Origin of the sequence: Rhizobium sp. LjRoot254 (genome assembly GCF_964254105.1) — a bacterium.
In the GTDB taxonomy this organism is placed as follows: Bacteria; Pseudomonadota; Alphaproteobacteria; order Rhizobiales; family Rhizobiaceae; genus Rhizobium_E.
Window position 1 is genome coordinate 4,473,929 of record NZ_CAXUSM020000001.1, and the last position, 12,786, is coordinate 4,486,714.

The following is a 12,786-nucleotide window of genomic DNA, read 5'->3' on the forward strand; positions in this document are numbered from 1 at the left end:
TCGCTGACTAGAAACCGAGCCAAGAGACTGCCGGATCAGTAGGCAGATTGGGTAGCTTTCAGTCATTTCAGGGGAACTAAATGGGCAAATCGATCGCACTGTTTTTTGCGTCTGCGGCGCTTGTCATTCTTGCCGGCTCGTTCATCGCACCGCGCACAGTCGCGGCTGACCAGGCCAAGTGCTCGCCGGCTTACGGTGTCTGCGCGGAAAACACCGCCAAGTAAGACCAATCAGAGTTTGAATGAAAAAGGGCCGTTCGCGGCCCTTTTTCTTGCTCTGATTTCCGGCTCAACCGAGATAAAAGAGGCCGAGCAGACCCAGAGCCCCGACGATGATCCGCCAATAGGCGAAAGGCGCGTAGCCCCGGCGCGAAACGAAGGCGAGCAGCGAGCGTACCACGAACAGGCCTGACACAAAAGCTGCGAGGAAGCCGACGACGATTGCCGTCGTGTCATCGACGCTCAAATCGTTGCGAACCTTGTAAAGCTTGTAGACGAAGGCGCCGACCATCGTCGGCATGGCGAGGAAGAACGAAAACTCCGCCGCCGAACGTTTGTCGGCTCCCATCAGCAGCGCGCCGACGATCGTCGCGCCGGAACGGGACGTGCCGGGTATCATCGCGACGCACTGGCAGATGCCGATTCTCAGCGCCAAGGGCAGCGGATAGGCCATGGCATCGAAATGGCGCGGCTGGAGGCGGAGGCGATCGACCGCCAGGAGCACGATGCCGCCGATGATCAGCACGTAGCACATGATCGCGGGTCTCTCGAGAAGCTCATTGATGTAGCTTTCGGCAAACACCCCGACCACGACGGCGGGCAGGAACGCCAGGAGGATCGACAGCACGAAATATCGTGACCGCTCGCTCGATCTGAGCGTCAACGCCACATCCAGCAGTCTTTTGAAATAGACGAGCAGGATAGCGAGGATCGCGCCGAGTTGTACCAGGATGGTGAAAGCGTTGCTGGGCGATTCGAATTTCAGGAAATGGCTGGCCAGTTGAACATGCGCAGTGGACGAAACCGGGATGAATTCGGTGAGCCCTTCAATAAGACCAAGGATCAGGGCGCTGAAAATATTCGGCTCACTCATAGGGACCTCAGGGAAAATTAAGAATGATGCAGGGTTTTAGATGAGATAAGTTGGGATGGGCTGGCAAGGTTAAAAACCCCTATACAGCCTTGACAGTCCGGCTGACCAGCCGCCATTGAATGAAATTCGCTAATCCAGCCGGGACGAATATGCCTGTTCTTTATCACCATCCCATGTCGACCGCATCGCGCTTCGTGCGCCTGATCTTCGCGGAATACGGCTTCCAGGCGGAACTGATCGAGGAACAGCCGTGGGAAAAGCGCAGGGATTTCATAGCGTTGAATCCGGCCGGCACGCTGCCGGTCTATCTCGACGACAATATGCGGACGCTCTGTGGGGCGACGATCATCTCCGAGTTCATGGACGAGACCAGCGGCGTTTTGAAGCGGGACCGCAGATTGCTCGCCGAAGACCCGTTCCAGCGCGCGGAAATCCGCCGCTTGACCGAGTGGTTCCTGTTCAAGGCCGAGCAGGACGTGACGCGGCCCCTGGTGCGGGAGCGTGTCTACAAGCTGCAGATGACGCCCGACCATGGCGGTGGCGCGCCCGATTCGAAGATTCTGCGCACCTCGCGCAACAATATCCGCCAGCACATGCGCTATCTCGCATGGCTTGCGGGCTCACGCACATGGCTTGCGGGCGAGCGGCTGTCCTATGCCGATCTCGCCGGTGCGGCGACGATCTCGGTGCTGGATTATCTCGGCGAGATCGACTGGAACGAGTGGCCGCAGGTCAAGGAATGGTACCAGAGGCTCAAATCGCGCCCGAGCTTCCGGCCGCTGCTCAACGACCGGGTGCGCGGCGTCACGCCGGTATCGCACTATGCCGACCTCGATTTCTAAAGACCCGAAGAAACTCTCGGACTACGCCAAGGCACTGGCGCGCGAAACCGGCTTCGATATCTGCCGGATCACCACTGCCGATACCGACGAGACGCTGGGCGCGAACCTCTCCGCCTTCGTCGATGCCGGCCATCACGGCACCATGGCCTGGCTGGAGGAAACCCGCGAGCGCCGCGCGTCGCCGAAGGGGCTATGGCCGGAGGCGAAATCGGTCATCATGCTGGGCATGAACTACGGACCGGATCACGACCCGCGCGAAGATTTGCAGCGGAAAAACGTGGGCAACATCTCCGTCTATGCCCGCAACCGCGACTACCATGATGTGATCAAGGGCAAGCTGAAGGAAATCGGCGGACGCTTCGCCGCTCGCAGCGGCGCGGAGATCAAGGTATTCGTCGATACCGCGCCGGTGATGGAGAAGCCGCTTGCCGCGAAGGCGGGATTGGGCTGGCAGGGCAAGCATACCAATCTGCTGAGCCGGGAATTCGGCTCGTGGCTGTTCCTCGGCAGTATATTCACCGATGCCGAACTGACCCCCGATGCGCCGGAGGTCGACCATTGCGGCTCGTGTCGGGCCTGTCTCGATGCCTGTCCGACGAACGCGTTCCCGGCGCCCTACCAGATCGACGCGCGGCGCTGCATTTCTTACCTGACGATAGAGCACAAGGGGCAAATCGCGGCCGAATTCCGGCCGCTGATCGGTAACCGCATCTATGGCTGCGACGATTGCCTGGCGGCCTGTCCGTGGAACAAGTTCGCGGTCGCCGGACACGAGATGAAGCTCAAGGCGCGGGCTGACCTTGCCGCTCCACCCTTGGCCGAACTGCTGGCGCTCGACGATCCGGCCTTTCGAGCCTTTTTCTCCGGCTCGCCGGTCAAGCGCATCGGGCGCAATCGCTTCATCCGCAATTGCCTCGTTGCGGCCGGAAATTCCGGTGATCCAGCATTGATCGAACACTGTCGCCACTTGCTGGGCGACACCTCGCCGGATGTCCGGGCGATGGCGGTGTGGGCACTCTCGCGTCTCGGAGGGCTTGAAACTTCGCGTCATTTGTTGTCGGAAGAGACCGACGAAAATGTGCTGGCGGAATTGCAGCAAGCGGAGAATGTGTGATGAAGCTCCTGATCCTGGGCGCGGGCTATTCCGGCAAGTCGATTGCGCGGATCTGTGGGCCATCCTTCGACGAGGTTTTCGGCACGACCCGCTCGGCGGCGAAATTCGCCGAGGTCGAGCGCGCCGGCGCCAAGCCGTTGGTATTTGACGGTACAGAGATCTCGCCCGAACTGGCGGATGCCTTCGCCGCTGCCACCCATCTCGTGCAGTCGATCTCTCCCGATGAGGACGGCGACGCCTTCCTGAAGCGCTTCGACGATCTCAAGGCGCTTGCGCCAAATCTTCAATGGATCGGCTATCTCTCGACCATCGGCGTCTATGGCGACCGCCAGGGCGGCTGGGTGGATGAGGATGCCGACCTCGAACCGGTCTCCGAGCGCTCGCGCGAGCGGGTGATCGCGGAGAAGGAATGGCTGGAGGCGGGCGAAAAGATCGGCGTGCCCGTGGCTATCCTGCGGCTCTCTGGCATTTACGGCCCCGGCCGCAATCAGTTCCTCAACCTGGAAAACGGCACCGCTCGGCGGCTGATCAAGGAAGGCCAGGTCTTCAACCGCATCCGGGTCGAGGATATCGGCCGCTTCACCCAGTATCTGATCTCGCTGAACTATGGCGGCATATATAATGTCACCGACGAGGAGCCCGCGCCCGCGCAGGATGTCGTGGAATATGCCGCCCGGCTGATGGGCGTGCCGGTGCCGCCGGACGTCGCCTTCGAGACCGCCGAACTCAGCCCCATGGCGCGCTCCTTCTATGGCGAGAGCAAGCGGGTGTCGAATGCCAAGGCAACGGCGCTGGGCTTCGAGTTTCTTTATCCCGATTATCGCGAGTCCCTGACCCAGATGTGGAACGAAAATGCCTGGCGGTCGTTCTGAATATCGGCCTCAAAGCATATCCACCATCGATCGTCGGCAAAAATCTTACGGAATCCACCGCTTAAAATATGCTTAACGGCGAGATTCTTCGCGAATTCTGTGAGTGTTGCGCGAATACAATGCCATCCGCAAACGTTGCTGCTTAATGTCTGTTTTCAAGGTATAAATAACTTCTGGTTGCGTTAGGCATTGCGCAGATTCACCCGTGATCACCAATTAAATATTTCATTCTTTAATATTGCGTGATCAATCGAGGCACTTTTTTGCCATTTTTTACCCGTCAAAGCCGATTTCACACATGAAACGGGACGGGAAAAGTTCTAAATTGAAAAAAATAATCCACACGGCGGCGTTCGCCGCGACAATCATCGCGACGACGGCACTCTCCACGGACGCAGCATTTGCCAAAAACGGTTGTGGCGGCGCTTCCTGGTACGCTCTTCATTCCCGGACTGCATCCGGCGAGCGCATGAACCCTAAAAGGCTTACGGCGGCACATCGTTCCATGCGTTTTGGCACAAAGCTGAAAGTCACCAATCCCCGTAACGGCAAGAGCGTCATCGTGCGTATCAACGATCGCGGTCCATTCATCAGGGGACGCATACTCGACCTTTCCAAGGCGGCTGCCAGCCAGATCGGCATGATCAGCTCCGGCCATGCCAAGATCTGTTACGAGACTGTCAGCCGTTAAGACCGGCTACCATCGCCCAAATGCTTGCTCTTCCCCGCAATCGCGGTTACGACCCGAAAGCACAATTGGAGAAAAGCATGCGTTTGGGCGGTCGCCTTGCGGGGGCCATAGAGGTCCTCAACGATATCGAAACCCGTCGCCGGCCGGTGGCCGACGCGCTCAAGGACTGGGGCCTGTCGCGGCGTTTCGCGGGCTCCGGCGACAGGGCGGCCGTGGGCAATATCGTCTACGACGCGCTGCGCATGAAGCTCTCCCATGCCTGGCTCATGGATAGCGCAAGCCCTTCGGCAATCGCCCATTCGGTGATGTTCCGCCAGTGGGGCGTCTCTCCCGAAAAACTCGCTACAGAACTCGACGGCGACAAGTTCGCGCCCGAGCCGCTCGATCCCGCCAGCCTCGCCGCATTCCAATCCCGCAATCTCTCCGACGCGCCAGCCCATATCCAGGGCGACATTCCCGAATGGGTCGTGCCGCTGTTCGAGGAGAACTTTGGTGACAACTGGCTGAGAGAAGCCCAGGCGCTGGCGCTCCGTCCGTCGCTCGATCTGCGCGCCAATACGCTGCGCGCCACCCGCGACAAGGTCGTGCCGGCGCTCGAAGAAGCCCACGCGGTCCCCTCCCCCATCGCCCGCGAAGGCATCCGTATTCCCTCCGGCGAAGGTCCGTCGCGACTGCCGAATGTGACAGCCGAGCTTTCCTTCGCCAAAGGCTGGTTCGAGGTGCAGGACGAGGGCTCGCAGATCGTCGCCGATCTCGTCATGGCGAAAGACAGCGAACAGATTCTCGACTATTGCGCGGGCGGCGGCGGCAAGACGCTGGCGCTTTCGGCGATCATGCACAACAAGGGCCAGATCCACGCTTTCGACGCCGACCGCAAGCGGCTTGCGCCGATCATCGAACGGCTGCGCCGCGCTGGCACCCGCAATGTGCAGGTCCATGAGCGCGAGAAGGATCTCGCCCATCTCGTCGGCAAATGCGACCGGGTGCTGATCGATGCGCCCTGCACAGGAACCGGCACATGGCGGCGCCGCCCCGATACCAAATGGCGGCTGACGCAGAAGAATCTCGACGAGCGCATCGGCCAGCAGCGCCAGGTGCTGGAGTCCGCGGCGCCTTACGTGCGGCCCGGCGGAATGCTCTGCTATGTCACCTGCTCGGTGCTTCCCGACGAGAACCAGAAGCAGGTGGCGAATTTCATCGCCAGCGATCCCAGTTTCGAATTGGTTTCGGCGCTGGAGGGCTGGCAGACACTGTTCGGCGCCACCGGCGTCGCACCGCTCTCGCATGACGGCATGACCGTGACCCTGTCTCCCGCGCTGACCGACACCGACGGCTTCTTCTTCGCGATGATGCGGAAGAATGCCTAATTCAAGGCCCCGGCAGTTTGGATTCGTTGTAAACTATACTGTTTGACACAGGTATGTTTTTGCGCGAAGACCCCTCATCATTCCAGAACGGTGAGGGAGAATTCATGTCCAGGACCTTGATACGATCGGCCGCATTTGCATTCCTGGCAGGCGCATCGCTGATCGCGACCGCCGCCGGCGCCGCGACCGATCCCGCCGCCGTGGTCAAGCATTATGCCGAACTGGGCCATGCCAAGTATGAGGATGCGCTGATCACCGCCAAGGAACTGGATGCCGCGATCGATGCCTTCCTTGCCGCGCCGTCGGAAGAGACCCAGAAGGCGGCCAAGGATGCCTGGATCAAGGCCCGCGTTCCCTACCAGCAGACCGAAGCCTACCGCTTCGGCAATGCCATCGTCGACGATTGGGAAGGCAAGGTGAATGCCTGGCCGCTCGACGAAGGCCTGATCGACTATGTCGACAAGTCCTACGGCACCGAGAGCGACGAGAATGAGCAGTACACGCTCAACGTCATCGCCAATCCGAAGTTCTCGATCGGCGGCAAGGAAGTCGACGCGACGAAGATCACGCCGGAACTGCTGTCGGGCACGCTGCAGGAAGCCAACGAAACCGAGTCCAACGTCGCGACTGGCTATCACGCGATCGAATTCCTGCTCTGGGGTCAGGACCTCAATGGCACCGGCCCGGGCGCCGGCAACCGGTCCTACACGGATTACGACCTCAAGAATTGCACCAACGGCAATTGCGACCGCCGCGCGGCCTACCTCAAGGCCGCCTCGACGCTTCTGGTCTCCGACCTCGAATTCATGGTCAAGCAGTGGGCGCCGGACGGCGATGCTGCAAAGGCCGTGACCACCGATCCGACCAAGGGCCTCTCGGCCATGCTGACCGGCATGGGTTCGCTCTCCTACGGCGAACTGGCCGGCGAGCGCATGAAGCTCGGCCTGCTGCTGCACGATCCCGAGGAAGAGCACGATTGCTTCGCCGACAACACTTTCAACTCGCATCTCAACGATGCGATCGGCATCGACGGCGTCTATACCGGCAAATACACCCGCGTCGACGGCACGACGATGGAGGGCCCCTCGCTCTCCGAACTCGTGAAGGAAAAGGATGCGGCAGTCGATGCCGAACTGACCGGCAAGCTCAACAAGACGCTCGACGCCATGCATGCCATGGCCAAGCGCGGCGAGACGATCGAGGCCTATGACCAGATGATCGGCGACGGCAACAAGGACGGCAATGCCGTGGTGCAGGCCGCGATCGACGGCCTCGTCGACCAGACCAAGTCCATCGAGCGTGCCATTTCTGCGCTCAACCTCGGCAAGATTGAACTTGAAGGTTCCGACAGCCTCGATAAACCTGAAGCCGTGTTCCAATAAGACAGGCAGGAGGCGGGCATGACCCGCCCTCCTGAACGGCAATGACGAGACAATGGCTGATGGCCCTGCCGGCGCTGGCATTGGCGCCGGCGCTCTATGGCGCTTTCGCCCTGGCGACAGGCAGCAGCGAATTGACCGCTGCTGAGGCGGCGCGGGCCGAGGCGGTGCTGAAGCCGACGACGGATTTCTCGCAGGCCGAGAAGTTCGAGGCACTGCAGGCGGGTGCCGCGACGTCGATCGAAGAACCCGACCGTCTCGCCTTCTCGCATTTCTCCACCAACCTTCCCGAGGCGAGGCGGATGGATTTCCGCCTCGGCAACGCGCTGTTCCGCAAGCTGTGGGTGGCCGCACCATCCTCAACCCAGGCGTCGGATGGACTCGGGCCGTTCTACAATGCGCGTTCCTGCGAGCAGTGTCACAAGGAAGACGGCCGCGGCACGCCGCCGGACGGCAAGAATCCCGGTACGATGTTCCTGCGGCTGGCGCGGCCGGCCACGACGGATGAAGAGCGGGCGTTTCTTGCCGAGGCGATGGCGCCGAACTTTGCCGATCCGGTCTACGGCACGCAATTACAAGACAAGGCTATTGCAGGCATCAAGGCCGAGGGACAGATGAAGGTCACCCATTCCGACCTCCCCTTCACCTTTCCCGATGGCAGCGTCGTGACGCTTCGCAAGCCGGACTATGCCGCGACCGATCTGCGTTATGGCCCACTCGACAAGACCACGACGCTCTCGCCCCGCATCGCGCCGCAGATGATCGGGCTGGGGCTGATCGAGGCCATTCCCGAAGAGCAGCTTCGCGCTCACGCCGACCCCGATGATGCCGACAAGGATGGCATATCCGGTAGGCTCAACATCGTTGGCGGCCTCGACGGGAAGACGCGCATCGGCCGTTTCGGCTGGAAGGCGGAGACGGCCGTGATCGGCGACCAGGTGGCGCATGCCTTTGCCGGCGATATCGGCATCTCGACATCGGCGGTCGACCGGCCGCATGGCGATTGCACCAGCGCTCAGGTGGACTGTCTGGCGCTGGCGACCGGAGAGCAGGAACGTCTCGGCAAGAGCGAGGCGCCCGATCCGATCCTCGAACTCGTCACGCATTATTCGCGGCATCTCGCGGTGCCGGCGCGGCGGAAATCCGGTTCCCCCGACGTGCTCAAGGGCAAGGAACTGTTCTATGCCTCGGGCTGCATTTCCTGCCACACGCCGAAATTCGTCACGGCGAAGGATGCGGCATTCAAGGAATTCCGCTTCCAGCTGATCTGGCCCTATTCGGACCTCATGCTGCACGACCTGGGCGACGGCCTCGCCGACGGGCAGATCGTCGGGGGTGCGACAGGAAGGGAGTGGCGCACGGCGCCGCTCTGGGGTATTGGGCTGACGGGCACCGTGACGGGCAAGGGTTTCTTTCTGCACGATGGCCGGGCGCGCACGCTTGAGGAAGCCATTCTCTGGCATGGCGGCGAAGCGGTGAAGGCCCGGGACAATTATGCGAAACTCTCGCGGGCCGACCGCGAAAAGCTGATCGCCTTTCTGGAGTCGCTTTAGATGAAATCATTCGTCTGGCTTGCAGCGTTGCTCTCGCTCTCCCTTTTCGCGCAGCCGGCCTCCGCTCTCGATGACGCCAAGGCGAGGCAGGTCATGGCAAATGCGGTCGATGGTTACATCAGGCCCGCCTACAAGGATTTCCATCAGAGGGCGGCCGCGCTCGTCTCCGAGACCAGCAAGTTCTGCGCCGCACCGACCGATGACGGCCTGATGGCCGTGCAGGCCCGTTTTGCCGAGACGGTCGCGAGCTGGGGCCATATCGAGTTCCTGCGCGAAGGGCCGGTGATGCAGCAGAACCGGCTCGAGCGCATCCTGTTCTATCCCGACCGCAAGTCGACCGGGCTGAAGCAGGTGCAGGCGCTGCTCGCCAATCCGGACGATACCGTGACCGATGCCACGAAGCTGAAGGACCGCAGCGTTGCGATCCAGGGTCTCGGCGCCTTCGAGTTCCTGTTCTACGGCACCTATCCGGAAGCGATCGTTTCCGAGAAGGATTCCTTCCGGTGCCGCTACGGGCTGGCGATTGCGGGCAATGTCGAGTCTATTGCTGGTGAACTCCAGGCGGCCTGGGATGCGTCGGATGGGATCGCGAAGGACTGGAAGAACCCATCCGCCGACAATCCCATCTATCGCGACGGCAAGGAGGCCGTCTCGGCGCTGATCGGCGTTGCAGTACATGGGCTGGAGATGGTGCGTGACCAGCGCATCAAGCATTTCTACAAGGGCCGTGACGCCAAGGTGTCGCCGAAGCTGGCGGTCTATTGGCGATCCGGCCTGACGATGACGGCGCTGGCGGCCAATGTGGACGGCCTCGCCGGCTTCTGGAAAGTGACCGACATGGCGCTACTGCTCGATTCCGACCTGCATTCGCTGTCCGAGTCGGTAGGTTTCGATTTCAACGCGGCGCTCGCAGCCCTGAAGAGGCTCGACCAGCCGACGGCAGAGCGCCTCAAGGACGGCAAATATCTCGACAAGCTCGACTTCATCGAATTCAATCTCAAGGATGCGATGACGCGCATCGACAGCGATGTCGGCGGCGCGGTGGGTCTCGGGGCCGGCTTCTCGTTTGCGGATGGCGACTGAGATGATCGCGCCCTTGCTCAGCAAGCGCGGGTTCCTGAAGGCGGCAGGCGCCGGCTTTGCCGCCTCGCTGCTGCCGCGACAGGCCGATGCGTTGGCGAAAACGGACGCGGTGTTCGCCGCTGCCTTCATGGGCAAGGACGAGCGCTATGGCGTGGCGCTGCTGACCGAACAGGGCCAGGAAATCAACCGCATCGCACTGCCCGATCGCGGCCATGACGTGTGCTTCGATGCCACCTCACCCCGCGCCGTGGCCTTCGCGCGGCGCCCGGGCACATTCGCGCTGGTGTTCGACACACAGACGGGCAAGCCGGTGAAGCTGATCGAAGCAGCCGAAGACCGGCATTTCTTCGGCCATGGCGTGTTCTCGACCGACGGCAAGTTGCTCTATGTCTCGGAGAACGACTTCGATAACTATGCCGGCATGATCGGGCTCTACGATGTGCGCTCGGGCTACCGGAAGATCGGTGAATTCCCGGCGCATGGGATGGATACGCATGATATCCAGCTGATGGAGGGCGGGCGCTATCTGGCGATCGCCAATGGTGGCATCAAGCAGCACCCCGATACCGGCCGCGCCAAGCTCAATATCGACCATATGGAGCCGTCGCTGGTCATCGTCGATCTTGCCGATGGGCGGCTGGTCGAAAAGCACGATATGCCCGACGATATCCGCCAGCTTTCGACACGCCATATGGACATGGACGCCAAGGGCCGGGTCTGGTTCGGCTGCCAGTTCGAAGGCGCGCGTAACCGCCACCCGCAACTGCTCGGAAGCTTCCGCCGTGGTGAGGACGTGCGCTTCATCGATATAACCGAGCCGGTGCTCAAGGGGTTCGACAACTATGTGGGCTCGGTCACCGTCAACCGCGATGCCGGGCTGGTGGCAATCTCATCGCCGCAAGGCGGGCAATGGGCGGCTTTCGAAACAGAGACCGGCAAGCTGGTCTATGAGGAACGAATCGTCGGTGTCTGCGGCCTGGCGCGGGAGGAAAAGCTCTTCGTGCGCTCGACCGAGAATGGCGAATTCGGCGCGGCGAAGTCAGAGCTTGCCTGGGACAATCACATCACGCGGCTGGGTTAGGCATTCTCTGCACGATACACGGTCGCCTGGTCAGACAATGCCGCAGCGGCACCTTCGAGATTATAGAAGGCATAAGGGTTGAGAAATTGCCGCCCCCAGAACAGGGCGCGGTCGACCTCGCCGAGATCAGCCTCGGCGCATAGGGGGCGCCAGTTCTCGCCGATCACGCGGATCTGGCCCGCGACGATCTCGATCGCCTGATGACTATCGACATGGAAATGCGGCGCCGCGGCAAGACAGCTGGCGATCTGGCTCGCCCGGTTCTGACCGGAAATCAGCATGGCCTGGCTCGCTTCCTGCCCGGAGCGCGGCTGCGGGCAGACATCGTAAGCCGGGGTCAGCGATAAGGACAAGCCATCCCAAAAAGCCGCATGATTTCGCGCATGATCATCGAGATTGCCGACGAGGATGTTGAAGCTGATTCGGGCAAAGAGCTCGCGCAGCGTTTCGGAAACCCGTGTGAAGCGTATCCGCACGATTTCGGCCAGGTCCTGGTAGCTCGCATAGCGCGCCTGCATCTCGTCCAGTTCGAGCATGGTCAGGCCCGACACCATCGCCCTGCGCCGCCATGTGCCGGCAACGTTGACGCGGTCGAAACGCTCGACAAGCAGGACGTCCTTGCCAGATGCCTGCACCAACCGCACCGATGGTACGTTCAGCCCAGCGAGTGCCGCCAGACGCATCGCGATATATTCGCCTTTCACGACGCTGTAGATATCGCTGTTGCTCGAGAATTTCGCGATGTACTTTCGCGGCCCATCATCGATGAGCGCCTTGGGTCTCGCTCCGCCGATGGAACTGCCGTGATGAAGGGCTTGGTCAAGTTCCACGCTCAGCGGCAGATTGCGCTCCACCCGTTCGGCCGACGCCAGGAGTTCGCCGAGCGAAGCATGCGCGCCGCCACGGGCCACGTAATGTGTGGCCGAGGTCTGGAAATCGAGTGCGCCGACGCGATCCGATCCGGATTCCAGGAGAAAGGTGAGTTCGTCCAGCTCAAGCTCATCGAGAGCGTCGCCCTTCTGCCCGGATGCGCGGTTGAGGATGACGCGGCGTCCCCATGCATCGGGTGAAGCATCGCGGATCGCGCTCGGCATGGCGAGCCCGTGCATTGGGCGGATCAGGTCCGATCCGAGCGGCAGTTCGGGCAGATAGAGCGGTATCGCCTCGGGGTTTTCCCGATACGAGCGGCCATAGATGAAGCAGATTTCCTCCTCGATCGGCACGAGCCTGCCTGCGACGACCGGTTGCGTCGTATTGGGAAGCCACGTCCAGACATAGGCCTCCGGTGGCTGGCCTGCTCTAGAAGTCATCATCGACTGTCGCCTGCTTTGTTGGCCGGGCGTATTTGGGCAGAAGTGCCAATTGCTTGCCGACGTCATCCGCGCGCGATGCAAGCCCGCCTAGATCCTGCTGTTCGAACAAATGGATGCCGAGGATGGTGCAGGCCTCGAAGGCGATGCCGAGCTCGACCTTGGGATCGCCAAGCTCCAGTCTGAGCACGGTCCCGCGCGCGACGCCAAGCCGCTCGGCCAGTTCCTGCGCCGTCATCCGCCGGGATTTGCGCTCAAGCTGGATCAACTCTCCGAGCAGCTTGGCCGCTGCAAGCGTATAGCGGGCGTAGCTGGTCTTTCTTGTTGCCGGCATTTGCTCTATCCATAGCTCACATCATATCGATATGCATGATGGGTCGATCACGAATAGCATGAATGGAG

13 protein-coding genes are annotated in these 12,786 nt (G+C 61.4%); 10 read left to right on the plus strand and 3 right to left on the minus strand.

Annotated elements, in window-relative coordinates:
- The first annotated feature begins 80 nt into the window (after window positions 1-80).
- A complete protein-coding gene (locus ACSQ26_RS22100) occupies window positions 81-224 on the plus strand; it encodes a hypothetical protein (RefSeq protein WP_436012686.1) in 144 nt (47 codons plus the stop codon).
- Between the two features lie 64 nt (window positions 225-288).
- Here ACSQ26_RS22100 and ACSQ26_RS22105 read toward each other — a convergent pair whose 3' ends face one another.
- Window positions 289-1,092, minus strand: a complete 804-nt coding sequence (locus ACSQ26_RS22105) for an undecaprenyl-diphosphate phosphatase (RefSeq protein WP_436012688.1) — start codon at window positions 1,090-1,092, stop codon at window positions 289-291.
- A gap of 149 nt (window positions 1,093-1,241) precedes the next feature.
- Between ACSQ26_RS22105 and ACSQ26_RS22110 the strand changes: the two genes are divergently transcribed.
- The 9 genes from ACSQ26_RS22110 (at window position 1,242) to ACSQ26_RS22150 (ending at window position 11,074) form a co-directional block, all read left to right on the plus strand.
- The gene (locus tag ACSQ26_RS22110) at window positions 1,242-1,934 is read left to right on the plus strand and encodes a glutathione S-transferase family protein (protein WP_436012690.1); all 693 of its coding nucleotides are present in this window, start codon (window positions 1,242-1,244) and stop codon (window positions 1,932-1,934) included.
- Window positions 1,915-3,048, plus strand: a complete 1,134-nt coding sequence (queG, locus tag ACSQ26_RS22115) for a tRNA epoxyqueuosine(34) reductase QueG (protein WP_436012692.1) — start codon at window positions 1,915-1,917, stop codon at window positions 3,046-3,048. The genes ACSQ26_RS22110 and queG overlap by 20 nt, the downstream gene beginning before the upstream one ends.
- Entirely contained in the window at window positions 3,048-3,920 is an 873-nt protein-coding gene (locus ACSQ26_RS22120; protein ID WP_436012694.1) for an SDR family oxidoreductase, read from the plus strand. Before queG ends, ACSQ26_RS22120 begins: the two co-directional genes overlap by 1 nt.
- A 325-nt stretch (window positions 3,921-4,245) precedes the next feature.
- On the plus strand, window positions 4,246-4,611 hold the full coding sequence (locus ACSQ26_RS22125; protein ID WP_436012696.1) for a septal ring lytic transglycosylase RlpA family protein: 366 nt from the start codon (window positions 4,246-4,248) through the stop codon (window positions 4,609-4,611).
- Window positions 4,612-4,688: 77 nt separating this feature from the next.
- On the plus strand, window positions 4,689-5,978 hold the full coding sequence (locus ACSQ26_RS22130) for an RsmB/NOP family class I SAM-dependent RNA methyltransferase (protein WP_436012698.1): 1,290 nt from the start codon (window positions 4,689-4,691) through the stop codon (window positions 5,976-5,978).
- A gap of 104 nt (window positions 5,979-6,082) precedes the next feature.
- Window positions 6,083-7,360, plus strand: coding sequence for an imelysin family protein (locus ACSQ26_RS22135; RefSeq protein WP_436012700.1), 1,278 nt, complete (start codon window positions 6,083-6,085; stop codon window positions 7,358-7,360).
- Between the two features lie 41 nt (window positions 7,361-7,401).
- A complete protein-coding gene (locus ACSQ26_RS22140) occupies window positions 7,402-8,910 on the plus strand; it encodes a di-heme oxidoredictase family protein (RefSeq protein ID WP_436012702.1) in 1,509 nt (502 codons plus the stop codon).
- On the plus strand, window positions 8,911-9,993 hold the full coding sequence (locus ACSQ26_RS22145; RefSeq protein WP_436012704.1) for an imelysin family protein: 1,083 nt from the start codon (window positions 8,911-8,913) through the stop codon (window positions 9,991-9,993).
- Between the two features lies 1 nt (window position 9,994).
- On the plus strand, window positions 9,995-11,074 hold the full coding sequence (locus ACSQ26_RS22150) for a DUF1513 domain-containing protein (RefSeq protein ID WP_436012706.1): 1,080 nt from the start codon (window positions 9,995-9,997) through the stop codon (window positions 11,072-11,074).
- Here the strand turns inward: ACSQ26_RS22150 and ACSQ26_RS22155 are convergent.
- Window positions 11,071-12,384 carry a type II toxin-antitoxin system HipA family toxin gene (locus ACSQ26_RS22155; RefSeq protein WP_436015416.1) on the minus strand — a complete coding sequence of 438 codons (1,314 nt, stop codon included), beginning with the start codon at window positions 12,382-12,384 and terminating at the stop codon, window positions 11,071-11,073. The genes ACSQ26_RS22150 and ACSQ26_RS22155 overlap by 4 nt on opposite strands.
- On the minus strand, window positions 12,374-12,718 hold the full coding sequence (locus ACSQ26_RS22160) for a helix-turn-helix transcriptional regulator (RefSeq protein WP_436012708.1): 345 nt from the start codon (window positions 12,716-12,718) through the stop codon (window positions 12,374-12,376). The genes ACSQ26_RS22155 and ACSQ26_RS22160 overlap by 11 nt, the downstream gene beginning before the upstream one ends.
- Window positions 12,719-12,786: the final 68 nt, after the last annotated feature.

What these genes read in the sequence shown, in the direction of transcription:
- ACSQ26_RS22145 (WP_436012704.1), top strand. Translation starts at nt 8,911, where the DNA reads ATGAAATCATTCGTCTGGCTTGCAGCGTTGCTCTCGCTCTCCCTTTTC.
- ACSQ26_RS22140 (WP_436012702.1), top strand. Translation starts at nt 7,402, where the DNA reads ATGACGAGACAATGGCTGATGGCCCTGCCGGCGCTGGCATTGGCGCCG.
- ACSQ26_RS22110 (WP_436012690.1), top strand. Translation starts at nt 1,242, where the DNA reads ATGCCTGTTCTTTATCACCATCCCATGTCGACCGCATCGCGCTTCGTG.
- ACSQ26_RS22130 (WP_436012698.1), top strand. Translation starts at nt 4,689, where the DNA reads ATGCGTTTGGGCGGTCGCCTTGCGGGGGCCATAGAGGTCCTCAACGAT.
- ACSQ26_RS22135 (WP_436012700.1), top strand. Translation starts at nt 6,083, where the DNA reads ATGTCCAGGACCTTGATACGATCGGCCGCATTTGCATTCCTGGCAGGC.
- ACSQ26_RS22160 (WP_436012708.1), bottom strand. Translation starts at nt 12,718, where the DNA reads ATGCCGGCAACAAGAAAGACCAGCTACGCCCGCTATACGCTTGCAGCG.
- ACSQ26_RS22100 (WP_436012686.1), top strand. Translation starts at nt 81, where the DNA reads ATGGGCAAATCGATCGCACTGTTTTTTGCGTCTGCGGCGCTTGTCATT.
- ACSQ26_RS22155 (WP_436015416.1), bottom strand. Translation starts at nt 12,384, where the DNA reads ATGACTTCTAGAGCAGGCCAGCCACCGGAGGCCTATGTCTGGACGTGG.
- ACSQ26_RS22105 (WP_436012688.1), bottom strand. Translation starts at nt 1,092, where the DNA reads ATGAGTGAGCCGAATATTTTCAGCGCCCTGATCCTTGGTCTTATTGAA.
- queG (WP_436012692.1), top strand. Translation starts at nt 1,915, where the DNA reads ATGCCGACCTCGATTTCTAAAGACCCGAAGAAACTCTCGGACTACGCC.
- ACSQ26_RS22150 (WP_436012706.1), top strand. Translation starts at nt 9,995, where the DNA reads ATGATCGCGCCCTTGCTCAGCAAGCGCGGGTTCCTGAAGGCGGCAGGC.
- ACSQ26_RS22120 (WP_436012694.1), top strand. Translation starts at nt 3,048, where the DNA reads ATGAAGCTCCTGATCCTGGGCGCGGGCTATTCCGGCAAGTCGATTGCG.